Source organism: Vibrio sp. HM8-C (genome assembly GCF_058630515.1).
In genome coordinates this window covers 151,493-169,746 of sequence record NZ_JBMMKS010000001.1, presented here as the reverse complement: position 1 = coordinate 169,746, position 18,254 = coordinate 151,493, and the positions used below count along the sequence as shown (strand labels likewise).

Below are 18,254 nucleotides of genomic sequence, written 5' to 3'. Positions count from 1 at the left end.
AAAGAAAGCCCGCTAACTTAGCGGGCTTTTTAATACATGGAAATAAGGTCTGGCTAGTGCGTTGTGCGACCTTTATTGTCGTGTCCCAACTCTTTGTTGAGCTCAGCTTCAACATGTCCCGGAGCTTGTGTCTTAGCGGAGATCAATCGATACATTGCTGGTATTACAAACAGAGTCACTACAGTGGCAAATGCCATACCAAAGAAAATCACCGTACCCACCGCAACACGGCTCTCATAACCCGCACCTGTAGAAACAATAAGCGGGATAGAACCCGCCAGTGTAGTGAATGCCGTCATCAGAATTGGACGCAAGCGGCGCGCTGACGCATCGACAATCGCTTTTTCAAACTCAACACCTCGGTCACGTAACTGGTTAGCAAACTCAACGATTAAGATGCCGTTTTTCGTTACCATACCAATCAACATCACCATACCGATCTGGCTATATACGTTCATCCCCTGCCCCATAATCAACAGGCCAAGGAAACCACCGAAGACACCCATAGGTACCGTAAACATAATAACCATTGGGTTGATAAAGCTTTCAAACTGAGCAGCAAGAACTAAGTACGCAACTAGCAGCGCTAAAGCGAATACCGCCGCAACGCTCGATTGGTTTTCTTTGAAATCTTTTGACTCACCTGAATAGCTAACCGAGATATCACTAGGCAACATTTCTAACGCTTTTTGATCCATATAATCTAAAGCCTGACCTAATGTTGCACCGTCAGCTAAGTTTGCTGTTATCGTAATGGCTTTTTGTTTGTTGTAGTGAGACAAGCGAATAGCCGAGGCGACTTCTTCAATCTTAGTCACAGTATCCAGAGTAACCAGATCACCATTTCCGGTACGCATGTAAATCTGACTTAAATCAGCTGCGTTATTGAAGCTGTTCTCATCACCACGCAGATAAACGTCATATTCTTCACCACGTTCAACGAAGGTAGTCACCGCTTTACCACCTAACATCACTTCAAGCGTATCGGAGATATCTTGAACACTGATGTTAAGCTCTGCAGCTCTTTGTCTATCAACCGTTACCACCAATTCTGGTGTTTTCTCTGAGTAGTTGATATCCACGCCCGTCATCAAACCAGAATTCGCGGCTTCTACCTCTAGTTTCTCAGACCACTCTTTCAGCTCTGTATAATCCGAGCCTCCCAGTACAAACTGAACGGGTTCGTTAGAACCACCACGGAAACCCGGCATAAATGGAATAACACGTACGTCCGGAATACCTGTTAGTGCTTTTCTCACTTCCCCCAGAGCTTTTTGAGCGGTGATACTGCGTTCATTCCAGTCATCCAACGTCATAATGACGAAGCCAGTCTGGTCACCCGCGTTACCGCCAAATGCAGGAGATTGAATACTGAATGATTTTAGGAAACCCTGTCCGAGCAGAGGCTTTAATCGTGCTTCAACCAAGTCCATGTTGGCAGACATACGGTTATAGCTGGTCGCATCAGCACCACGTACCATGGTAAAGATAACGCCGCGGTCTTCCGATGGCGTTAACTGCGCTGGGACATTCTGCATAAATTGGTAGCTACCACCAATACAACCCAAAATGATTAACGGCGCTAACCATTTGAAACGTAATGCGTACTTCAACAGGAAGCGATACGAAGATTCAAGCTTGCCAAACAGTTTGTCTACAACACGGTTAAAACCGTTTGGTTTTACATTCGCTTTGAGGATCTTACTTCCCAGTACTGGTGTTAGCGTCAATGCAATCAGAGAAGAGAAGATGACAGACATTGCCAACAGTACCGAGAACTCTGTGAACAGCAGCCCCACCATCCCATCCATAAAGGAGATAGGCAGGAACACCATTACTAGTACGAGCGTGGTTGCAATAACGGCAAACCCGACTTCACGCGTACCTTTATAAGCGGCTAGCAGTGGTTTCTCACCCTGTTCAATATGATGGAAGATGTTCTCCACCACCACAATCGCGTCATCCACCACCAAACCAATTGACAGTATCAATGCCATCAAAGTAATTAGGTTGATAGAAAAGCCAAAATAGTAAGCTGCAATAAATGAAGAAATCAGCGATACAGGAACTGTGATAGCTGGAATCAAGGTTGCACGGGCTTGACCAATGAAGATGTAAAGCACCAAAACAACCAGACCACCAGTAATAAATAAGGTGCTGTATACCTCTTCTATAGAGCGTTCAATAAAGATGGTCGAGTCATAACTGATATTTAACTTGGTATCTGCTGGCAGAAACTTCTGAATATTGTCAACCTGCTCGTGAACTCGTTTAGCAACTTCTAGAGGGTTAGAGTCGGACTGAGGGATGATCCCCATACTCACGTTTACAACGCCATCTGTCTTGTAGGTCGAGTTCTCGTTTTCCGCGCCAAGGAACACATCAGCAACATCTTTCAGGTAGATAGGCGTACCACTGGCACGTTTAACAACCAAGTATTGAAAGTCTTCCGGCTTTTGATAAGTACGCGCAGTACGAACCGACATTACGGTTGAATCGTTGCGTACCTCACCTCCCGGGCTTTCAATATTTTCACGACGTAAAGCAGCTGAAATATCCGATGTGGTAACGCCGCGTCCTGCCATTAACTCCGGTTGAAGGCGAACATACATCACTTTGTACAAGCCACCAGAGACGTTTATAGAACTGACGCCTGAAATCAGGCTAAAGCGGTCAACAAGGACACGTTCCATATAATCAGTTAACTGAGTCCGGTCCATAGTGGTCGAACTCAAGTTGATATACATAGACGCTTGGCCAGAACCGTTGTTCTTATATACCAGAGGATCATCGGCTGCATCCGGTAGCGATCGCTGCGCACGCGCTACCGCATCACGAATATCACTGACACCTGTATTTAGGTCATAACCGAGGTTGAACGTAACCGTTATACGTGAAGAACCATTACGGGTTACCGATGTAATTTCATCGATGCCACTGATACCAGTGAGCTGTTCTTCAAGCACCGAGGTAATTTGGTTTTCGATAATGGTGGCGGAAGCACCTTGATATCGAGTGGTAACAGAAACGACGGGGTTTTCAATATCCGGCATTTCGCGCACAGCAAGCTTCGTAAAAGAGACAAAGCCAAACACACACAGCAGCATGCTCAGTACGAGCGCAGCTACTGGGCGTTTTACTGAAACATCAGAGATCAACATTAGTTGTCATCCTTGTTTACTGGGCGACCATCCACCGTCACTTCTAACACTTTAGCACCGTCACGCATGTTTACGATCCCTTGAACGACGACTTTCTCACCGATCTCGAGTCCTTGTTCAATCACAACTTGGTTTTCTACACGAGCTCCAAGCAGAACTTCTGTTCGAACCGCTTTGTTTTCTTTATTTACAACATAGACATAGCGCTTAGTACCAGAGTATTCGAGCGCTTGAACTGGAATAATCGGCGCTTCAATCGCTGGGAACGCTAAATTAGCTGAAACTAACATTCCCGGCTTAAGTAAACGTCCAGCATTTGAAAAATGAATACGCACTCTCAGATTCAAAGTCTCTGCGTTAACACGGGAATCAACGCCAACGACTTCACCTTCAAATGACTTACCCGGCCACGCATTCGTGGAACCAACCACTTTCATGCCTTTAGTGAGCATGGAAAGGTAACGCTCAGGTACTTGAAGATCCAATTGCATTAGAGAAAGGTTATCCAAGGTCATCAGTTCAGTGCTGGAGTTAACAATCTTGCCTCGACTGAAATCGATAAAACCCACAGTGCCATCAAATGGCGCTCTGATATGAAGGTCATTCCAATTGGCTTCTGATGCTTCTAAACGCGCTTGAGCAATATCGACACTGGTTTTCTGGGCATCAATTTCTGTCTGGGTAATAGCGCTTCTCTTCAACAGACGCTCGTATTCGGCCAGTTTACGTTTTTCATCACGCAGGTAAGCTTTTGCCTCAGCTACAGACGCACGGGCTTTTTCATCTGACAACTGAACAAGTATTTGGTTTTTCTTTACTTCTTGATTGGCTTTAACCGCGATGATGTCCACTTTTCCGGAAACTTCTGGAGAAATAATCACTGACTGCTCGGCTTCCAACTTGCCAACTAACGATAGAGATTGAGATACCTGATGCACCTGAACTAAATCAGTAACAACAGAGATTGCAGGTGCGCCTTTAGGGCCTGCGGCTATAACACCCTCACTTGCAAATAAAGCCATAGCAAGAGCGATAGAAAGAATCGAAACGTTTTTCATAAACCACATCAGCATATAAGAAAGAACTTTTATTATAACTAGTTATAGAGGGGCGAAACGTAAAGGAACGTAAATTTGATATTTCCATCTCCTTTTTGAACCACTATTTCAAAAAGAAAATGGGGAATTACGGCCATCTTTGCCCAAAAAGGCAGCATTCAATTCAAAAAGGCAAAAAAAGGGTTTACACCAAGTCCGAGTTTGATAATATGCGCTCCGCACTTGCTTGATGTGTTGGGAAAACATCATTTAAGCCTCTTCTTATAAAAGATTAGGAAAACACCCTGGAGGGGTTCCCGAGTGGCCAAAGGGAGCAGACTGTAAATCTGCCGGCTCCGCCTTCGATGGTTCGAATCCGTCCCCCTCCACCATATTTTCTTGTGAGATATTAACGCTCATGAGAGCAAAACTTGATTGATGCGTTGGGAAAACGTCAGTTAAGCCTCTTCTTGTAAAAGAATAGGAAACACCCTGGAGGGGTTCCCGAGTGGCCAAAGGGAGCAGACTGTAAATCTGCCGGCTCCGCCTTCGATGGTTCGAATCCGTCCCCCTCCACCATATTTTCTTGTGAGACATTAACTCTCATGAGAGCAAAACTTGATTGATGCGTTGGGAAAACGTCAGTTAAGCCTATTCTTGTAAAAGATTAGGAAAACACCCTGGAGGGGTTCCCGAGTGGCCAAAGGGAGCAGACTGTAAATCTGCCGGCTCCGCCTTCGATGGTTCGAATCCGTCCCCCTCCACCATATTTTCTTGTGAGATATTAACTCTCATGAGAGCAAAACTTGATTGATGCGTTGGGAAAACGTCAGTTAAGCCTATTCTTGTAAAAGATTAGGAAAACACCCTGGAGGGGTTCCCGAGTGGCCAAAGGGAGCAGACTGTAAATCTGCCGGCTCCGCCTTCGATGGTTCGAATCCGTCCCCCTCCACCATATACGGAAAAGCCAGCTCATTGAGCTGGCTTTTTTTATTTCAGATATTTGTTCACTCGATATAAACAAAAAGCCCCAACGCTTTGGGACTTTATTGCATCAAAACTATCACTGATGAAAGTGCTCGTTAACGCTCAAATCAATATAACTCTGGTTTCATAAGCTCTCAGCGTTTGTTTACGTTCCACCGCATGTTGTTCTATGTCAGCGTAGTTACCAATAAGATAACTAGCTTTACTTAGCTCTAGTTGCGCAGGCAGTTCACATTCAGCTTCTACACCATAATAGTTATTCAGGCATACCAATATCTGAGTAGTGCTACGTCTTAGATATGCGAAAACAGATTCGTGATCCGGTAGAAAATCTTCATAGTCACCGTCCGTAATTATCGGGATAGTTTTCCGTAGCTGAATCAGTTTCTGATAGTAGTAAAATACCGAATCTTCATCGTCTAATGCTTGCTCTGCATTGATATGTGGATAATTGTTCGCCACAGAGATCCACGGTTCTGCTTTGCTAAATCCGGCATATTGTTCGCTATTCCACTGCATTGGCGTACGAGAATTATCACGAGATTTCTGCGCCAAAATAGCCAGCATATCGGCATCGCTAACACCTTTTTGCTTAACCATAATGCCGTACATATTAGTGCTTTCAACATCTCGATATTGGGAAATCGAACTGTAACCCGGGTTCGTCATACCAATTTCTTCACCTTGGTAGATATAAGGTGTTCCCTGCATCATGTGTACAGAGGTGGCGAGCATTTTGGCTGACTCAACACGATACTGAGTATCGTTACCCAGCCGACTCACAACTCTAGGTTGATCATGATTACACCAGAAAAGAGCTCCCCAACCTTTTCCGTTTAAACCGGTTTGCCAGTGGTTAAACACTTGCTTGAGCTGAACGAAATCAAACGGTGCTTTGGTCCATTTTTCACCATTCGGATAATCCGCTTTCAGATGATGAAAGTTGAACACCATAGACAGCTCTTTGTTATCTAGCGAAGAATATTGCTGACAGTGCTCCAACGTAGTCGACGACATCTCACCCACCGTCACACTGCCATATTTTTGGAAAACATCGCGGCTAATCTCTTGTAAATACTCATGAACGCGAGGTCCATCGGTATAAAATCGTCGCCCATCTCCTAAATCATCGTTTGGGAAATCCTGCTGTTTAGAAATCAAATTAATTACATCTAAACGGAATCCATCTACACCTTTCTCAGCCCAAAAGCTAATCACTTCTTTGACTTCATCTCGAACCAACGGGTTTTCCCAGTTCAAATCCGCTTGTTCTTTCGCAAATAGATGTAAGTAATATTGATTGGATTTTTCGTCGTATTCCCAAGCGCTACCACCAAATTTGGATTGCCAGTTATTAGGAGCTTGCCCGCCTACTGGCGACTTCCAAATGTAGTAGTCACGATAAGGGCTAGATTTATCAGCTACAGCAGATTGAAACCACATATGCTGCGTTGATGTATGGTTAACAACGATATCCATTATGATTCGAATACCCTTTTGATGAGCCAACTCTAGCAAGCTATCAAAGTCACCCATGGTGCCAAAATCTGGATTTATCGAATAGTAATCCGCAATATCGTAACCATTATCTACCATTGGCGACTGATACACAGGTGTCAGCCAAATGGCATCAATCCCCAATTTTTGCAGATAATCCAATTTAGAAATAATTCCCTGGATATCCCCAGTCCCTTTTGCGCCACTGTCACAAAAACTTTTGGGATAAATTTGATATATAGAGGCGGTCTTCCACCAGTCAGATGCTGTATTAGCAAAGGCCATTCGAATCTCACTTACCAAAAATAAAATAGAAAAAGAGTGGCTAAAAGCCACTCATAAAAAGGTTTATGCTGATGCGGTTGATAGCACGCCTTTGCCTTGTGCGCGTTTGTACATCACCAAAGTCAAAGCTGCTGGAACCACAATTGCCACCAGCATTGCAATTAGGTAAACACTCCAGTATTGAGGTTGAATAGATAAAATGCCTGGTAAACCACCGACACCGATACCATTAGCCATCACGCCAGCGCTACCACACACCGCCGCAGCTAGAGCGCTACCAATCATTGCGCATAGCATTGGGAACTTGTATTTAAGGTTAATACCGTACATGGCAGGTTCAGTTACACCTAGATAAGCGGAAATCGCCGCTGGAACTGAGATATCGCGTTCGCCATGCTTTTTACTGATAAGAATGATGCCTACAACAGCCGATGCCTGTGCAATGTTTGACAGAGCAATTAAAGGCCAAATCGGTGTTCCACCAAGCTCTTGCATAAGCTGCAAATCCACTGCGTTAGTTGTGTGATGGATACCAGTGATCACCAATGGTGCGTACAAGAAACCAAAAATCATTGAGCCTAATACCGCGAAATCGCCTGTCATTGCAGCTTTGGCTGCAAATGCAACGCCGTTACCTAACATACGACCAAATGGGCCAATTAATGTATGCGATAAAATTACAGCCAGAATTAAAGAAACAAACGGCACAACGACAAGATATAGGTACGCTGGAATGACTCGTTTTAACGTGTTTTCAATAAAGGCTAGCAATACGCCCGCTAAAATGGCTGGAATAACTTGAGCTTGGTAGCCTACTTTTTCAATTACAAACAGGCCGAAATCCCAGACTTCTGGCACTTGCTTACCGATGAGATAGGCATTCATAAGTTGAGGAGAAACAAGCGTCACACCCAAAGTGATACCCAAAATTGGCGTACCACCCAATTTCTTCACTGTAGACCAACACACACCAACGGGTAGGAAGAAGAAAATTGCTTCGCCAATCAACCACAAGAATGAGTGAACACTTGCCCAGAACTGGCTAATTTCGGTTAGAGTTTGGCCATCGAACATCTTGATGTCGCCAATCACATTACGGAAACCTAAGATCAAACCACCGGTAATAATGGCAGGAAGCAGCGGTACAAAAATTTCTGCAAGATGGGAAATACCGCGCTCTAAGATGTTCATGTTTTGACGTGCCGCTAGTTTCGCATCTTCTTTCGAAGCCCCAGCCTGACCTGTTACATCCAAAAGCACTTTAAACACTTGGTCGACTTCGGTGCCAATAACAACTTGGAATTGACCTGCATTGGTAAAGCAACCTTTCACTATGCTGAGAGATTCCAAACCTTGTTTATCTGCCTTTTCTGGTTCATTCAGTACAAACCGTAAACGTGTTAGGCAGTGGCTAACACTGGCGATATTTTCGCTACCGCCAACCAATTCAACAAGACGCACGACATCTTGTCTCGCTATCTTACTCATACCTTTGTCCACCCTGTTACTTATAGCTTTTATATTAGTTGAATCAATAATGGGAACATTCCCACCAAAGTTTTCAGTATAGTGGCACAACTCATTAAAGCTTAAAATGGGAACAGTCCCATTAGTTGAGAACGATCACATTAGACGGTGAATTTTTCGACAAACTTAAGGTAAGAATAGAAAGCTATAGAAGATGAATGATCAAAGCGAAAAATGTTCATCGCTTTGATCAGAGAGTCGCTCGCTAGCGAATAGACGGCGTTTGAGTAAGATGGACAAGATGCTGAACATCTCCGCTAAGATGTTGAATTAAAAGCTTTGCAGCCTGTTTACCCGCTTGTCGATAACCTGGATCAACACTGTAAATCTTAGGAAATAAGAAGCTAAGAAGTTCATTTCCTCCAACCCCAGTAACCATAACATCTTCTCGCTGGCACTCTTGCAGGCGTTTGATAACCCCCAACGCTAAAGTGTCACTGGCACAAACAATAGCCTGAGTCTCTTTGTTTAGCACCTTATCGACCAGCTGATAGGCACTCTCGTGCTTCAGTTGCCCCGTTTCATAACAAGGCTTGAGTTGATGATTCTTACACCAATCGAGGTACGCTTTTAAACGCATTTCACCCGTTGTCGCATCCTTAGGATCAACACCGATAAAACTGATGCGATTTAATCCTTGGGATGTTACGTGTTCCAAGGCTTGGTTGATGATGCCAGTATTATCGTAATTGATAGAAGAGACTTGCTCGGAATGTGTTGCAATGACGACTGCTTTTAGCTGCCAAGGAACCAAAGCCTGAGCATCGAGATCAGTAAAGCCAAAGATAATCACACCATCGACGTTGCGTTTCATCAGCACATCTAAGTGTTCGTTGGTTTTCTCTCTATCAAACTGGCTTTCCATAATGACGACGTCATAACCGTTTGCGTACAGTGTCTCAAGCATACTGCTGACAGAACGATTTTCAGACGGCGAATCAAGACGAGAGATAATAACACCAACAACTTTTTGACTGCCACCACGCATAAGCTGTGCTGACTTTGAAGGAACGTAACCCGATTCTGCAATTACCTTCTCTACCTTCTCTCGAGTTTCAGGCTTCACTTTTGGATCATTGGTGAGTACGCGAGAAACGGTAGATTTACCGACTCCGGAAAGTTTTGCGATATCAAGAATGGTGAGTTTTTTGCTCATGAAATATGGTCTGCAAGGTGATAAAAGCGGTGGCGAAACCACCGCACTACTTATGCTCTAGGCCATATATAAGCAAAAATTCACTCTATCCGGCAAGTTTTATAGATAATACCTTTGACTTCTAACCTAGCGTCGTTGCCTTTCGTGAACAAGGTAACAGGATTAACGACCACAGAGGTGTGATCATCCAGTATGTATTTTGCCCCTGAGCCTGTTGGAATACTGACTAAACGGTACATGCTTTCAGACGTCCTCAATACTGCGTTTTCAGACGATACATAAGCCACGTCAAACTGCTTCTCATCGTCACACACGTAATGTTGGAAATCACTGTCTTTAACTTTAAGCCCATCGACTTCAGTTGAGCTTGAGCAGGCGGTTAATGCAGTCAAAGATAGTGCCATCAGGCAAAACGCAACAAGGTTATCGTTTCTCTTCATGATGATTCTCTCTTTTAGTAATAAAAAAGGCCGCACAAGCGACCTCCTAATACCAAACCCAGCAATGTATCTACTACCGATTACTTGTAATGGTATTATTTGCGCTCTTTTAAATAGTTAGGCACATCGCGCAAACTGTCCAGTACAACGGTCGCTAAACTTTCACCTTTTTCTGTCACAGGCTTACCAGTGCGCACTAAAATTTTAGTACCTACACCAGCAGCTTCGGCGGCCATCATGTCTTCGGCTTTATCGCCCACCATAACAGAATTCGCCATGTCGATTTTTAGAAAATCTCGAGCTGAGATAAACATACCTGGCTTAGGCTTACGGCAATCGCAATCTTCTTTATATTTACCTACACCATGTTCTGCGTGGTGAGGGCAGTAATAAATGCCATCGAGTTCGACGCCGTTATCAACGAAATTCCAATCCATCCACTGTGTTAATGAAAGAAAACGATCTTCGCTAAACATGCCACGAGCAATACCTGATTGGTTAGTAACAAGCACAAGCAAGTAACCCATTTCATGCAGCTTTTTCGTTGCATCAAAAACACCATCGATAAACTCAAAGTCATGTTCGTCGCTTACATAGCCATGATCCACGTTTATCACGCCGTCACGGTCTAAAAACACAGCTGGTTTCGCCAAAATATTCATCTCTATAAAGTCAAACTACGCGAATTATTGCACGCTTTATTTCTTTCATCACTATCTAATTACTTAACGATCTCTCTCGAATGACCATTTAGACGTCTAGACGTAAAAATATCTATTGACTTGAAGTTAGTTAAGCCATAGCATCCTCTACCAAGTTAGAACGAGTTAAATATTTTATTCTGTTGTTACTACTATTTTAGTAATACAAAGGTAACTCGTTACAAAACAACCAAGATTTATCCCTGCGCAGGTTTTTCAATGATTGAGATTAGTCACGTCAACAAGGTGTTCTATCAAGGCACGAAAGAAATCAATGCCTTAAAAGACATCAACCTTAACATCCAACAAGGCACAATCTTCGGTGTTATTGGCTCTTCAGGTGCTGGTAAAAGTACTCTGATTCGTTGTGTGAACATGCTAGAACGCCCAACTAACGGTAGCGTTATTGTTGATGGTGTTGATCTAACGAAGCTTAGCTCGAAACAATTGAGCGAAGCACGCCGTAACATCGGTATGATTTTCCAGCATTTTAATCTGCTTTCATCACGTACTGTGTTTGAAAACGTTGCTCTGCCACTAGAGCTATCAGGTAAAAGTGCAGCACACATTGATAAGAAAGTGTCTGAACTTCTTCAACTGGTTGGTCTTTCAGAGAAACGTGACACTTATCCATCAAACTTAAGTGGTGGCCAAAAGCAACGTGTTGCGATAGCTCGTGCTCTAGCGTCTGATCCAAAAGTATTGCTGTGTGACGAAGCAACCAGTGCTCTTGATCCAGCGACGACACAGTCAATTCTTGAGCTATTGAAAGAGATTAACCGTAAGTTAAATATCACTATCTTGTTGATTACTCACGAGATGGATGTAGTAAAAAGTATTTGTCATGAAGTGGCTATCATCGGTGATGGCGAGTTGGTAGAAAAAGGCACTGTGGGTGAAATCTTTGCTCATCCAAAAACAGAACTTGCACACCAGTTCATTCGCTCAACATTGGATTTATCAATTCCAGATGATTATCAAGCACGCTTACAGCAAACACGAGTTGAAGGCAGTTACCCATTGGTGCGCTTAGAATTTACTGGCGCCACAGTAGACGCGCCATTGATGTCGCAAATTTCACGTAAGTTCAATATCGATGTCAGCATCTTAAGTTCCGACCTTGATTACGCTGGCGGTGTGAAGTTCGGCATGATGGTAGCGGAAATCTTCGGTAACGAAGAAAACGACAATGCTGCAATTCAATACCTTCGTGACAATAAAGTAAAAGTAGAGGTACTTGGTTATGTCCTTTAATACCATCACAAGTTGGTTATCACTAAACGGTGACCTGCTTTTAACAGCAACTTGGCAAACAGTGTATATGGTAGCAGTTGCAGGAATTATTGGTTTTGCACTAGGTATTCCACTAGGCGTTATTCTTCACACCACTAAAAAAGGTGGTTTGCTAGAAAACACGAAATTGAACAGTGCACTTGGCGCAATCGTCAACGTTGGACGTTCAGTACCGTTTCTTGTGTTGATGGTTGCAATTATCCCTGTGACAAAGTTGCTTGTGGGTACTTTCATCGGCACAACAGCAGCAATCGTACCTTTAACCATCGGCGCTATTCCATTTGTCGCTCGCTTGATTGAAGGTGCATTGTTGGAAGTTCCAACTGGTCTTGTTGAAGCTGCACAATCTATGGGTGCGACACCAATGCAAATCATTCGCAAGGTGCTGCTACCTGAAGCAATGCCAACCATTCTTAACTCTGTAACTATCACGCTAGTAACTCTTGTGAGCTATTCAGCAATGGCAGGTACGGTAGGTGGTGGTGGCCTAGGTGATGTGGCTATTCGTTACGGTTTCCACCGTTACGATGTCGTGATAATGGCTGTAACCGTTGTCATGCTTATTGTTCTAGTACAAATAATTCAATCAATCGGCGATGCATTCGTACGCCGCGTTGATCACAGATAAAAACGATATAAGAATTTCTAACAAGGAGATTACCATGAAATTCAATCTTAAAAGTTTACTGACCATCGCTGCTGCTGCATCTGCTCTTGTGCTAGCTGGCTGTGGTGAAAAAGAAGTTGATAACAACAAAGTGAAAATTGGTGTAATTGCTGGTGCTGAAGCTCAAGTAGCAGAAATCGCTGCAAAAATTGCAAAAGAGAAATACAACCTAGATGTTGAACTAGTAACTTTCACTGATTACGTAACACCAAACGCAGCGCTAGACGACGGTTCAATCGATGCAAACGCATTCCAACACAAGCCATACTTAGATCAGCAAATTGCTGACCGTGGTTACAAACTAGCAATCGTTGGTAACACGTTTGTTTACCCAATTGCGGGTTACTCAAAACAAGTGAAATCTGTTGATGAGATCCAAGACGGTGACCGTATTGCAGTACCAAACGATCCAACAAACCTAGGCCGTTCTCTGCTTCTACTTGAGCAACAAGGTCTACTAAAACTACGTGAAGACGTTGGTCTACTAGCAACTGTACGTGACATCGTAGAAAACCCTAAAAACATTAAGATCGTTGAACTAGACGCAGCTCAACTTCCACGTTCTCTTGATGACGTTACGCTTTCTATCATCAACACAACTTACGCAAGCTCTATCAATCTGACTCCAGAGAAAGATGGTATCTTCGTAGAAAACAAAGAATCACCTTACGTTAACCTGCTTGTTGCTCGTGAAGACAACGTAAACGCTGAAAACGTACAAAATTTCCTAAAAGCTTACCAAACAGATGAAGTAGCAAACGGCGCTTCAGAAATTTTCCACGGTGGCGCAGTTAAAGGCTGGTAATCACTAGATTATTGCTAAGACTTTTAATTGTCAGATAGTTCAAGGGCTCCGATTGGAGCCCTTTTTATTGAAGGTGGTTGAGCCTTATGAACGGTCGATAAGTTTTAAAACTAATTACTTCAGATGATCCCAAGAGATGTTAGAAACGATTCGGCAGTTATCGCACTTGAAATGAAAAATGTCATGCAAGGGTTCTTCTAACAACCATTCCCCACCGCACTTAGGGCAAGGTCTCGCTTTCTCTTCCGCCAAACTCTTACCACCCACTCGGTATTGATAGTAATAAGTTGGAATTTTCGTGATGTATTCAATACGTTTACTCAGATCCCAGCCACGGCGGAACAAGTCACTGTCTACATCGCAAATCTCTTTCAAAGCCGCATGTTCAGCTTTGCAGCCACCCGCCATTTGCAGCTCATCACACGCTTGCCACTCTGTTTGCCATTTAATGACTGACTTATGGTCACCGTTTAACGTTGCTTCATTTCGATAAAGAGGTATCGGCAACAAAGTTTCACCACTGCGAAGCGGAGAACAGGTATGCACATAAGTGGTGTATAGAACCTGCCAACTTGGTGTTTCTTCTTCCGCAGCTTGCTCAGAATTGATGTCTCTGCCAAGCAAACGAAACTTTGGTGCTAGCAAACACGCATCAGAAAGACGATTAAAGCAAACTTTGACAAAATCCGAGTGATTATTTGGATGCAGGCTATCTTTTTCTGGGCAAACCACTCGAACAGAAAACTCCCCATCGCCCATGATGATTGGGAACTCACGGCCGAGTATTTGCCCGTTATAACGCAATGCATCCATTAATCCGTTGATGGCTTTGTCAACAGCGGTAATGGTAGTGTTATCAAAACATTCAAATTCCAGTTCAACAACGTACATTATGCCTGCACCTCTGGCTCAAGCTGTTCTAGAAAACTCGCTACATCTTCACTCAGAACTTGACGGTTATCTGTGCCTAACTTTTCGAGAATGACATTTCCGGTGAGATTGCATATCGACACAACTTCCATTTCATCGTCCGTGGTCGCGATGAATACTGTTGGTTTTTGCTTTAAACGGCGCTGCATGACTAGATGTCCGAGAATGTTTTCCTGCAATCGTTCGTAATCTTCATCGCTCCAAACTTGCAAAAGGTTAAGCGCATTGCCCTTCCAGCTTGCAGGCATGTCAGCACTGTATTGAGAGCCGTAAAACGCATGAATGTCTTCATGCAAAGCAATCTCTATCCCATTTTCAACATTGGTAAAATCAGCAGCGACATCTCTTATAACTGGTTGCCAGTAGACACTATCTGCAAGCTTTTGCGCCACACATGGCGAAACCCAGTCCAGTAGCTCTTCATTTTCAGGTAAATGTTGGTGCACCGCTTGATAGGCATCTAAATAGCGTTGGCTAAAAGTACGTAAGGCTTCTGCAACAGAATACGCCATGAAAATCTCCAATGTTCCCGTTCGATTGAGCTAACTCGCAGCCCTTTGATGACATAGGCTACGGTATTGCGTAAAATTCTGCTTATTCTAATCGAATTAAGCATTAAGTATGAGCAAATATTCCGATGCCAAAGAGTTAGCAGGTCTGACTTTAGGTAAAAAAACCGATTACTCACATCAATATGATCCTACGCTGTTGCAACCTGTACCACGCAGCTTAAACCGTGACGACCTTAATTTAGGTAATGAGCTGCCTTTTAAAGGCTGCGATATCTGGACACTCTACGAGTTGTCATGGTTAAACAGCAAAGGTCTACCTCAAGTGGCTATCGGTGAAGTTGCTATACCAGCTACCAGTGCCAATTTAATTGAGTCTAAGTCCTTCAAGCTTTATCTCAACAGCTTTAACCAGACGAAATTTGAAAACTGGCAGCAAGTGGAAGAACACTTAATTGCAGACCTTTCGGCTTGCGCAGGCGAAACCGTTGAAGTGAAAGTGAAGAAACTAAGCGACTATACCTCTGAACCAATTGTCACTATGAAAGGCGATTGTATTGACGATCAGGACATCGAAGTTAATAGTTACGATTTTAATGAAACCTTATTAGAAGGTGCAGCCCATGAAACTATCGTGGATGAGACGCTTCATAGCCATCTTTTGAAATCGAACTGTCTGATCACCAACCAGCCAGACTGGGGAAGCGTGGAAATTGAATATCGTGGTCCGAAAATTAACCGCGAAGCACTTTTACGTTATATAGTCTCTTTCCGTGAGCACAATGAGTTTCATGAACAATGTGTTGAGCGTATCTTTATGGACATCACTCGTTTCTGCAAACCGGAAAAATTGACCGTATTTGCACGCTATACACGCCGTGGTGGATTAGATATCAACCCATACCGTTCAACAGAACAAGCTGCACCACAAGACAATAAACGTATGGCTCGCCAATAAAAGGACTTAACTCAGGATGGGATTTATTCGCTGGAAGCTTTGGTTTTCTCTAGCTCTTTTCTCTTTTTCAGTGTTTTCACAAGCTGCGCCGTATTCATCACCGACGCTTAACGAAGCTGAAAGTTTGATAGAAATTTCGCCACAACAAGCTAAGGATCTTACCAGTGAATATTTGACGGTAAGAAAGATGGCCGAGAAAACTGAACAAAACCCATCTACCGTTGCCAGAGACGAAACCGATAGTCGTCTACGTACTCCTACAAGTACCGTAGACGCTATGAAAATTCTCGCCCAAGCCGAGTTTAACCTCGGTTATCCGATTGCGGCTTTTCGCTTGCTGGATGACGCCTACAAAACAACTCGAGAGTTCAATCTGCCTTATTTGCAGCTAGAGATTCAACTGCTGCAAATTCGCCTGCATTGGCTTGACGATAATGATGTAAACACTGCACGTGAAAAGCTGCGTGACATCACTCAGCAATACGAATCCATCAAAACCAAAGAACTTCCAGCAAGAGGTATTGGCTACAAAATCAAGTTGCTAAGGGCTGAGGTAGCCTCTAAAGCTGACGATGTTGAGCTGGCAAACAAACTTTTTAGTGAACTGAAGGACGATCTTGAGCTTCTGCAATCTGAAAATACTAAGATTGAGTACCACATTACTGTCGGCGGTCATTACTTAAACCATGAGCGTTATAATCTGGCACTATCAGAACTGTTGATTGCTTATTGGGGGGCTATTGAATCAAATTCCAGTGCATTGCTCGCCAGAACCAATACCTTGTTGGCCCAGCTATTCTATGAACGCCGAGTACTGGATAAAGCGCTGGTTCACCTGTCTCAAGCTGCAGATTTTTACGACAACTATGAGAAATCACCTAAGCTTGCTGTGGTATTAAAACGCATGGGTGATGTGTACTTTGATTTAGGCAAATACAACCTTGCATTAGTGCATTACTTCAACGTCATCGATCATGAAAATAATAACAACAATATCGAAAGTGTGATTGAGACTCGCTTAAACCTAGCTGCCACTTACATCCATCTTTATAACTACCCGCTCGCCGAACAGTATTTGTTGCGTGCGGAAGATCTGCTTCAGTACGCCGATCTCCCTAGATTAAAAGGAAAAGCGGCGCTTCTAAACGCGGGTTTAGCCTATCATCAACATCGAAGTGAACAGGTAATTTTAAACGCCCAGAGAGCACTGGCTATTAGCCAGTCCATCGCTAATCAAGATATTGAGCAACAAGCTTATCGCCTAATGTCACAAGGCTATGAGCAGACTGGTCAGTTTGCTCGTGCTATGGAAACGATGAAACGCAGCAATGTGTTGGAAAAACTTCATCAAGAAAAACTCAACCAAATCAGTGAAGATGCCTTCCGCCAACAAAAAGAGTTCGTTGAACAAACACTGCACTTAGTTGGACAAGAAAAAGAGCTTAAAGAGACCAAGCGCCAATACTCAAAATTGCAAAAATTAACCTTTACTCTGTTTATTGTCGCAGGTGGTCTGTTTTTGCTAGTTTTACGCCGTAGTTACGTTATTCAGACTCAAAACGAAGAAATTGAAGAACTTAATACCAACTTGTTTACGCACTCTCGCTCACGTCTGCGTAACTTACGTATGCTAAATGCGAAACTGCCGAAATCCCTACAGAGAAGCAGCCAAAATTTCGAGCTTTGGCATGTAGGTGAATTGATTCACGAGCCGCTAAACGATCGTCTGCGCTTTGCTATGATCGATGTACCGTTTCTACGCAACATGTACCTGCAACATGGCTACACTGCGGGTTTAGAATTGGAGCGTGCATTCGGAGAATACTTAAAATCGAAGATTGAAGAACCCGCAAGGCTCTATCATTTCTCTGACTCAAATTTACTCTATATAGAACCGAGTACCGACAGAGATAGCCCTCCAGAAGAGATGTTCGAAAAGATCCAAGAATGGATCCGAGAGTTCCAACCTGAGCGTAAAGTAAATCGAATTATTCGTATGGGTATTACTGATTACCCATTTTTGCCAAGAGCCTATACGGCTATCAACGATAAAGAATTGCTGGATATCTTATTGATGGCAACCAGTGCTGCTCGTGAACTCAGTATGAAGGAAAACTGCTCACATTGGGTCTATTTAAAAGCGATTGATAATGCGCCAGCAGCCAGCTTTGCTTCGAGCAATATGCGTAAATCTTGCAAACACGCTATCAACCAAGGTTTGATAAAAGTCCACTCATCTCACAATAATGAGGAGAATATCAAAAAAATATTAAAAGATGGTTAGTTCCCAGCCGATTAACA

14 protein-coding genes and 4 tRNA genes are annotated in these 18,254 nt (G+C 43.3%); 9 read left to right on the top strand and 9 right to left on the bottom strand.

Annotation, left to right across the window (positions count from 1 at the left end; all coding sequences use genetic code 11):
- Positions 1-53 precede the first annotated feature (53 nt).
- Positions 54-3,161 (bottom strand): vibriobactin export RND transporter permease subunit VexH, encoded by a 3,108-nt coding sequence (gene vexH, locus ACOSVQ_RS00755; protein ID WP_491980705.1) that lies wholly within the window; start codon positions 3,159-3,161, stop codon positions 54-56.
- The gene (locus tag ACOSVQ_RS00750; RefSeq protein ID WP_491980704.1) at positions 3,161-4,219 is read right to left on the bottom strand and encodes an efflux RND transporter periplasmic adaptor subunit; all 1,059 of its coding nucleotides are present in this window, start codon (positions 4,217-4,219) and stop codon (positions 3,161-3,163) included. The genes vexH and ACOSVQ_RS00750 overlap by 1 nt, the downstream gene beginning before the upstream one ends.
- A 286-nt stretch (positions 4,220-4,505) precedes the next feature.
- Between ACOSVQ_RS00750 and ACOSVQ_RS00745 the strand changes: the two genes are divergently transcribed.
- The 4 genes from ACOSVQ_RS00745 (at position 4,506) to ACOSVQ_RS00730 (ending at position 5,153) form a co-directional block, all read left to right on the top strand.
- Positions 4,506-4,590: transfer RNA gene (locus ACOSVQ_RS00745), tRNA-Tyr, on the top strand.
- A 102-nt stretch (positions 4,591-4,692) separates the two neighbouring features.
- A tRNA-Tyr gene (locus tag ACOSVQ_RS00740) sits at positions 4,693-4,777 on the top strand.
- A 103-nt stretch (positions 4,778-4,880) separates the two neighbouring features.
- Positions 4,881-4,965: transfer RNA gene (locus tag ACOSVQ_RS00735), tRNA-Tyr, on the top strand.
- A gap of 103 nt (positions 4,966-5,068) precedes the next feature.
- A tRNA-Tyr gene (locus ACOSVQ_RS00730) sits at positions 5,069-5,153 on the top strand.
- Positions 5,154-5,287: 134 nt separating this feature from the next.
- Here ACOSVQ_RS00730 and treC read toward each other — a convergent pair.
- From treC to gmhB, 5 genes are all read right to left on the bottom strand, one after another.
- Entirely contained in the window at positions 5,288-6,967 is a 1,680-nt protein-coding gene (treC, locus tag ACOSVQ_RS00725; RefSeq protein ID WP_491980703.1) for an alpha,alpha-phosphotrehalase, read from the bottom strand.
- A gap of 63 nt (positions 6,968-7,030) precedes the next feature.
- Positions 7,031-8,455, bottom strand: a complete 1,425-nt coding sequence (gene treB, locus ACOSVQ_RS00720) for a PTS trehalose transporter subunit IIBC (RefSeq protein WP_491980702.1) — start codon at positions 8,453-8,455, stop codon at positions 7,031-7,033.
- Between the two features lie 244 nt (positions 8,456-8,699).
- Positions 8,700-9,650 (bottom strand): trehalose operon repressor TreR, encoded by a 951-nt coding sequence (treR, locus tag ACOSVQ_RS00715; RefSeq protein ID WP_491980701.1) that lies wholly within the window; start codon positions 9,648-9,650, stop codon positions 8,700-8,702.
- Positions 9,651-9,730: 80 nt separating this feature from the next.
- Positions 9,731-10,090 (bottom strand): MliC family protein, encoded by a 360-nt coding sequence (locus tag ACOSVQ_RS00710; protein WP_491980700.1) that lies wholly within the window; start codon positions 10,088-10,090, stop codon positions 9,731-9,733.
- A 95-nt stretch (positions 10,091-10,185) separates the two neighbouring features.
- The gene (gene gmhB, locus ACOSVQ_RS00705) at positions 10,186-10,743 is read right to left on the bottom strand and encodes a D-glycero-beta-D-manno-heptose 1,7-bisphosphate 7-phosphatase (protein WP_491980699.1); all 558 of its coding nucleotides are present in this window, start codon (positions 10,741-10,743) and stop codon (positions 10,186-10,188) included.
- Between the two features lie 267 nt (positions 10,744-11,010).
- On the opposite strand from gmhB, the gene metN reads away from it, so the two are divergent.
- Genes metN through ACOSVQ_RS00690 form a run of 3 tightly spaced genes read left to right on the top strand, consistent with a single transcriptional unit; the run spans position 11,011 to position 13,556 of the window.
- Positions 11,011-12,045 (top strand): methionine ABC transporter ATP-binding protein MetN, encoded by a 1,035-nt coding sequence (gene metN / locus ACOSVQ_RS00700; RefSeq protein ID WP_491980698.1) that lies wholly within the window; start codon positions 11,011-11,013, stop codon positions 12,043-12,045.
- Positions 12,035-12,712: a methionine ABC transporter permease gene (locus ACOSVQ_RS00695; protein WP_165310565.1), complete on the top strand. Its 678-nt coding sequence runs from the start codon at positions 12,035-12,037 to the stop codon at positions 12,710-12,712. Before metN ends, ACOSVQ_RS00695 begins: the two co-directional genes overlap by 11 nt.
- A 34-nt stretch (positions 12,713-12,746) precedes the next feature.
- Complete coding sequence (locus ACOSVQ_RS00690; RefSeq protein WP_491980697.1) at positions 12,747-13,556, top strand: MetQ/NlpA family lipoprotein; 810 nt, start codon at positions 12,747-12,749, stop codon at positions 13,554-13,556.
- Positions 13,557-13,670: 114 nt separating this feature from the next.
- Here the strand turns inward: ACOSVQ_RS00690 and ACOSVQ_RS00685 are convergent, their stop codons facing one another.
- Both ACOSVQ_RS00685 and syd read right to left on the bottom strand, forming a co-directional pair.
- Positions 13,671-14,447: a Zn-ribbon-containing protein gene (locus ACOSVQ_RS00685; RefSeq protein WP_491980696.1), complete on the bottom strand. Its 777-nt coding sequence runs from the start codon at positions 14,445-14,447 to the stop codon at positions 13,671-13,673.
- Entirely contained in the window at positions 14,447-14,998 is a 552-nt protein-coding gene (gene syd, locus ACOSVQ_RS00680) for a SecY-interacting protein (RefSeq protein ID WP_491980695.1), read from the bottom strand. The genes ACOSVQ_RS00685 and syd overlap by 1 nt, the downstream gene beginning before the upstream one ends.
- A gap of 109 nt (positions 14,999-15,107) precedes the next feature.
- On the opposite strand from syd, the gene queF reads away from it, so the two are divergent.
- Complete coding sequence (gene queF, locus ACOSVQ_RS00675) at positions 15,108-15,953, top strand: NADPH-dependent 7-cyano-7-deazaguanine reductase QueF (RefSeq protein ID WP_491980694.1); 846 nt, start codon at positions 15,108-15,110, stop codon at positions 15,951-15,953.
- A gap of 16 nt (positions 15,954-15,969) precedes the next feature.
- Positions 15,970-18,237 carry a tetratricopeptide repeat protein gene (locus ACOSVQ_RS00670; protein WP_491980693.1) on the top strand — a complete coding sequence of 756 codons (2,268 nt, stop codon included), beginning with the start codon at positions 15,970-15,972 and terminating at the stop codon, positions 18,235-18,237.
- Positions 18,238-18,254 lie beyond the last annotated feature (17 nt).

Excerpts from the sequence above, each read along its gene's own strand:
- vexH (WP_491980705.1), bottom strand. The coding sequence starts at position 3,161 with ATGTTGATCTCTGATGTTTCAGTAAAACGCCCAGTAGCTGCGCTCGTA.
- ACOSVQ_RS00750 (WP_491980704.1), bottom strand. The coding sequence starts at position 4,219 with ATGAAAAACGTTTCGATTCTTTCTATCGCTCTTGCTATGGCTTTATTT.
- treC (WP_491980703.1), bottom strand. The coding sequence starts at position 6,967 with ATGGCCTTTGCTAATACAGCATCTGACTGGTGGAAGACCGCCTCTATA.
- treB (WP_491980702.1), bottom strand. The coding sequence starts at position 8,455 with ATGAGTAAGATAGCGAGACAAGATGTCGTGCGTCTTGTTGAATTGGTT.
- treR (WP_491980701.1), bottom strand. The coding sequence starts at position 9,650 with ATGAGCAAAAAACTCACCATTCTTGATATCGCAAAACTTTCCGGAGTC.
- ACOSVQ_RS00710 (WP_491980700.1), bottom strand. The coding sequence starts at position 10,090 with ATGAAGAGAAACGATAACCTTGTTGCGTTTTGCCTGATGGCACTATCT.
- metN (WP_491980698.1), top strand. The coding sequence starts at position 11,011 with ATGATTGAGATTAGTCACGTCAACAAGGTGTTCTATCAAGGCACGAAA.
- ACOSVQ_RS00695 (WP_165310565.1), top strand. The coding sequence starts at position 12,035 with ATGTCCTTTAATACCATCACAAGTTGGTTATCACTAAACGGTGACCTG.
- ACOSVQ_RS00690 (WP_491980697.1), top strand. The coding sequence starts at position 12,747 with ATGAAATTCAATCTTAAAAGTTTACTGACCATCGCTGCTGCTGCATCT.
- ACOSVQ_RS00685 (WP_491980696.1), bottom strand. The coding sequence starts at position 14,447 with ATGTACGTTGTTGAACTGGAATTTGAATGTTTTGATAACACTACCATT.
- syd (WP_491980695.1), bottom strand. The coding sequence starts at position 14,998 with ATGGCGTATTCTGTTGCAGAAGCCTTACGTACTTTTAGCCAACGCTAT.
- queF (WP_491980694.1), top strand. The coding sequence starts at position 15,108 with ATGAGCAAATATTCCGATGCCAAAGAGTTAGCAGGTCTGACTTTAGGT.
- ACOSVQ_RS00670 (WP_491980693.1), top strand. The coding sequence starts at position 15,970 with ATGGGATTTATTCGCTGGAAGCTTTGGTTTTCTCTAGCTCTTTTCTCT.